This is a genomic window from Mesorhizobium sp. (assembly GCF_041661565.1).
Taxonomy (GTDB): Bacteria; Pseudomonadota; Alphaproteobacteria; order Rhizobiales; family Rhizobiaceae; genus Mesorhizobium.
The window spans coordinates 1-5,189 of record NZ_JBAZUD010000225.1 but is presented as its reverse complement, the minus strand read 5'-3'; the positions used below and the strand labels follow the sequence as shown (position 1 = coordinate 5,189).

The following is a 5,189-nucleotide window of genomic DNA, read 5'->3' as shown; positions in this document are numbered from 1 at the left end:
GCCTCCGACCTGGACGGTTCGGGCGAACTGAATGAACGCATCATCACTTTTCGCATCACCGCCAGGATCGACCATGCGGCATTCCCTGCGCCGGCAATGGTCGACAACCAGGGCCTGATCAAGGTGACGGAAGGCGTCGGCACGGGGACCATCATCCCGTCGCAGGATCCGGGCAAGCCCGACGACGGCAACTATCTCACCGGCGTGAAGACCTCGATCAAGATCGACGTCACCAAGTGCGAACCGCCGCCGCCACCTCCCGGCAAGGAATGCTTCAAGGTGGAACGTGGCACGGTCGACTGCGTGCCCGGCGGTGGCGCCTTCATCTACCACATGCCGGTCGGCCCACAGATGGGCGGCAAGTGGGTGCAGGTCTCATCGACGACACCCGGCATCACCATCATCCCGGACACCCAGAAGGTGCCTCCGGGCGGCGGCGTGCTCAACTGGAAGATCGTCGGCGCATCGCCCGGCGACGTCATCCACCTCATCGTCACCGGGATCGAGACCTATGCCGGGCCGAAGCAGGGCTGGGGCCTGTGCTGCACGCAGACCATCGACATAGTAATCCCGCGTGACCTCAAATGTCCGCCCAGGGACAAGGAGCCGGATTTCAAGGTCGAGAAACGCGCCGATGTCGCGCGCTGCACGATGGCCGGCGGCTGCGACTTCACCATCAGGGTCACCAATGCCGGCACCGCGCCCTATAACGGCAAGATCGTGCTCGACGAGGTGACGCTGCCGGCCGGATCGACGCTGAGTTCCGGGCCCAATCCGCCCTGGGTCTGCGCGCCGGGCTCCACCCCGATGACCTGCACCCATCCGGTGACCACGCTCAATCCTGGCGCCTTTGTCGACCTCAAGCTCGGCTTCAAACCAGCGGCGGGCTGGCAAGGCAAGGTGTTGCGCAACTGCGCCACCTACAATTATCCGGCCAGCGGCAAGCCGCTGTTCGGCAGCCAGCAAAACGACAGGGGCTGCGCCTCGATCCCGATCTGCCGGCGTGGCGATCGTGACCGCGACTGCCAGCCGCCGGTCGAGAAGAAGGTCGACCTGATCCTGAAGAAGCGCGCCCGCACCGAAACCTGCACGGCCGACGGCGTCTGTTTCTTCGTGATCGACATCATCAACAACGGCACGTCGACCTATAACGGGCCGCTGACGGTGATCGATACCTATCCCGGCGGTGCGCCGGCCTCGTCGACCTTCGGGCCGAGCCCGCCCTGGACTTGCGGACCGAACGGCCCCGGCCAGTTCCGCTGCGATCATGCGGGGATCTCGCTGCCAGCGGGCGCCTCGACGCCGATTGTCGTCAAGGCGGTGATGCCGGCTGGCTACCAGTCGGACATGGTCGAGAACTGCGCCGAGGTGAAGGCGATCCCCGGTGAGGTCGACCTCACCAACAACAAGGCCTGCGCCAAGGAACGCATCCGTCATCCAAATGGCGGCAAGCCTGGTCTGCGCATCACCAAGGTCTGCAACGGCTCGCTCGCCGGTGCTGCCGCTGTCTCCTGCCGCATCACCGTTTCCAACGCCGGCACGGCCGCCCCCACCGGTCCGGTGCGGGTCAGCGATGCCGCCACGCTGGTGTCGGGCGGCGCGCCCGTCCAGATCCAGACCGTCACCCCCGACGGCGCGGAATGGGCATGCGGACCGGTCCCGGCCAATGCGCTGTCCTGCCAGATCCCCGGTACCGTCATGACGCCTGGAACCAGCCGCCACTTCGACGTGACGGTCTCGGCGAACGGCGCGTTCGAAAACTGCGCGCGCGGCTCGTATGGTCCGGCCCCGGGAGGCGACATCGTCTATCCGATCGGCCAGGCCTGCGCCAAGGGCGGAGGTCCTTCGACCATCCGCGTCGAAAAGACCGGCGACCGCGAATGCCGGCTCGGCCAGCCCTGCTCGTTCGACATCACCATCACCAATGACGGGACGAGCCTCTTCTCCGGGCCGGTTCGCATCGGCGATGCGATCGGCGTGGAGGGTCTCGGCCGGCTGGACGGCGTTGCGATCACCTCGATCGATCCGCCCTTCGGCTGCTCGCCGGAGCCGACGACCTTGCCTGCCTCCTGCATCGCCAATCTGTCGCTGGGCGCGGGCGAAAGCCAGTCGCACCACGTGACGGTGGTCATCCCCGACGATGGCCGCCTGGCCAATCTGCAGGGCAACGTTAGCGGCCAGAACTGCGTTGGCGTCCTGTCTCCCGACACACGGGTACAGGGCGGCGGCGACGTGCTGGGCGGTGACAAGACCAACGTGCAGGGCGATCGCGGCAAGGCCTATGCCTGCCATCCCTTCATCATCAGCCATGAGGTGAAGAAGGAATGCTCGGCGGGCTTCGTCATGAATGATGCCGGCCGCTGCGTCTGCCCGAAAGGCACCACCTTCCGCAACGGCCAGTGCACCGGCGGCGGAACCGACGTGCTGCCTCCGCCGCCACCGCCGAAGCGCTGCGTGCTGCTCGAAGGCCAGATCCGCACCGAGGACGGACGCTGTGTCTGCCCGCGCGGCACGCGGCTGGAGAACGGCGCGTGCGTCAGGACCGACAAGCCCGAGCAGTGCACCATCCGTGGCCAGGTCCACAACTCGGATGGCGATTGCGTCTGCCCGCGGGGTACGGAAGTCAGGGGCAACGCGTGTCGCCCGATCCGGCCGAAGCCTGAGCAGTGCACCATTCGTGGCCAGATCCACAATGCCGATGGCAACTGCGTCTGCCCGCAAGGAACAGAGATACGCAATGGAGCCTGCCGGCCGATCCGGCCGAAGCCTGACCAGTGCACCATCCGTGGCCAGGTCCACGACTCCGACGGCAATTGTGTCTGCCCGAGGGGTACCGAGCTGCAGGGCAATGCCTGCCGGCGCAAGCAGCCGCCACAGCAGCAGTGCGACATACGCGGCCAGGTCCACAACAAGCGCGGCGAGTGCGTCTGCCCGCGTGGCACCGAGGTGATCGACGGCGCATGCCGCAAGCCCCGGCAGGATGCGCAATGCGCGCCGGGCTCGCAGATGGTCGATGGCCAGTGCCAGCCGATCATCAGGCGGCGCTGCCCGGAAGGCACGATCGGGCGCTACCCGAACTGCCGGCCGATCCGCGGCCAGCCGTCGCTGGAGCTCAATCCGGGGCTGCTGCTGCAACAGGTCCTGCCGCGCCGCCGGGTGCAGCCCGACCAGCAGGATGCGGTTCCAAACAGGATCCTGAAGCTCCCGCAGCAGTGATCGTCTGCGCAATATCAGAACACGAACCCGCCGGAGCAATCCGGCGGGTTTTCTTCATCCCGGGGAAAGCGGGAATTGGCTTCAACAGGATCGCGGAGGCCGCACCATCAAGCCTGTGGAGCCGCCGTGCCAGCACTCTCGACAAGTCACCCGCCGCGCATTAGGCAGTCCATCCAGGGCGAGCGGGATGAAAGCGCGCCCGGAAAGGCCGCGAGATGAGCAAGAAGACCCTGATCGCACCGTCGGTGCTGGCATCGGACTTTTCCAGGCTCGGCGACGAGGTCGAGGCAGTGGTGGCGGCTGGCGCCGACTGGGTCCATCTCGATGTGATGGATGGCCATTTCGTGCCCAACATCACCTTCGGTCCGCCGGTGATCAAGGCGATCCGCAATCGCACCAAGGCCTTTTTCGACTGCCATCTGATGATCGCGCCGGCCGACCCTTATCTGGCTGCCTTCGCCGAGGCCGGCTGCGACGGCATGACGGTGCATGCCGAGGCCGGACCGCATCTCGACCGCTCGCTGCAGACGATCAGGAACCTGGGCAAGAAGGCCGGCGTGTCGCTCAACCCGGCAACGCCGGAAAGCGCGATCGAATACGTGCTCGACCGGCTCGACCTGATCCTGATCATGACCGTCAATCCGGGCTTCGGCGGCCAGGCCTTCATTCCGGGGATCGTCGACAAGGTGAAGCGGGTGAAGGCGATGATCGGTGATCGCCCCATCCATATCGAGATCGACGGCGGTGTTTCGCCCGAGACCGCGCCGCTTGTCGCTGCCGCCGGCGCCAACGTGCTGGTCGCGGGCGCCGCTGTCTTCAAGGGCGGCAGCGTCGAGGCCTATCGCGCGAACATCGAGGCCATCAGGTCGGCGGCCGACAGCGCTGGCCGCTGACACGCGGTCGGGGGGCAAGATGAGCAATCACCTCTTCGACGCTTTCCGCTCGCGGATGCCCGCCCCTGAGCGTCTCCTGCTGGAAGCGGACGATGGATGCCGGCTTACCTATGGCGACATGCTGGCGCGGTCGGCGCAGTTGGCCCACGCGCTCCTGCAACTGGATGTCGAACCCGGTGATCGCGTCGCCGTCCAGGTCGAGAAGAGCCCCGAGGCTTTGCTGCTCTATCTTGCCTGCGTGCGTGCCGGCGCCGTCTTCCTTCCGCTCAACACCGCCTACACGCTGAGCGAACTGGCGTATTTCTTCGGCGACGCCGAGCCACTGCTGGTGGTCTGCGATCCGGCCAGGGCAGCCGAGATCGGCGCGCTGGCCGAGAAATCCGGCGCTGTCACCGTCACGCTGGATGGCAGGGGCCAGGGATCGTTGACGGACCAGGCCTCGCGGCTGCCGTCCGACTTCCACGACGTGGCGCGCGGACCCGATGATCTCGCGGCGATCCTCTATACGTCCGGCACCACCGGCCGTTCGAAGGGCGCGATGCTCAGCCACGAGAACCTCGCCTCCAATGCGCGGGTGCTGGTCGACCACTGGCGTTTCACCCGCGACGACGTGCTGATCCACGCACTGCCGATCTTCCACACCCATGGCCTCTTCGTCGCCACCAATGTCGTCCTGATGGCCGGCGCTTCGATGCTGTTCGAGCAGAAGTTCGATCCGGCTCGCATCGTCTCGCTCCTGCCGCGCGCCACCGCGCTGATGGGCGTGCCGACCTTCTATGTGCGCCTGCTGCGGCAGGAGGGTCTCGAACGCCAGGCGGCGAAAAACATCCGTCTCTTCGTGTCCGGCTCGGCGCCACTGCTGGCCGAGACGCACACGGCCTGGCGTGAGCGGACCGGCCACGCCATCCTCGAACGCTATGGCATGACCGAGACCAACATGAACACGTCCAACCCCTATGAGGGGGAAAGGCGGGCCGGGACGGTCGGCTTCCCCTTGCCGGGGGTCGCGCTGCGCATCGCGGATCCCGATAGTGGCCGGCCACTGGCCCAGGGCGAGATCGGCATGATCGAGGTCAAGGG

The 5,189-nt window shown here is 66.6% G+C and carries 3 protein-coding genes; all 3 read left to right on the top strand.

Going from position 1 to position 5,189, the window contains the following annotated elements:
* Positions 1-3,216: hypothetical protein (locus tag WC739_RS24460; protein ID WP_372955570.1), on the top strand; the 3,216-nt coding region annotated here is incomplete at its 5' end.
* A gap of 215 nt (positions 3,217-3,431) precedes the next feature.
* Positions 3,432-4,109 carry a ribulose-phosphate 3-epimerase gene (gene rpe, locus WC739_RS24455; protein ID WP_372955569.1) on the top strand — a complete coding sequence of 226 codons (678 nt, stop codon included), beginning with the start codon at positions 3,432-3,434 and terminating at the stop codon, positions 4,107-4,109.
* A gap of 19 nt (positions 4,110-4,128) precedes the next feature.
* Positions 4,129-5,189 (top strand): AMP-binding protein (locus tag WC739_RS24450; protein ID WP_372955568.1); only part of this gene is annotated, 1,061 nt, incomplete at its 3' end.

What these genes read in the sequence shown, in the direction of transcription:
- rpe (WP_372955569.1), top strand. Translation starts at nt 3,432, where the DNA reads ATGAGCAAGAAGACCCTGATCGCACCGTCGGTGCTGGCATCGGACTTT.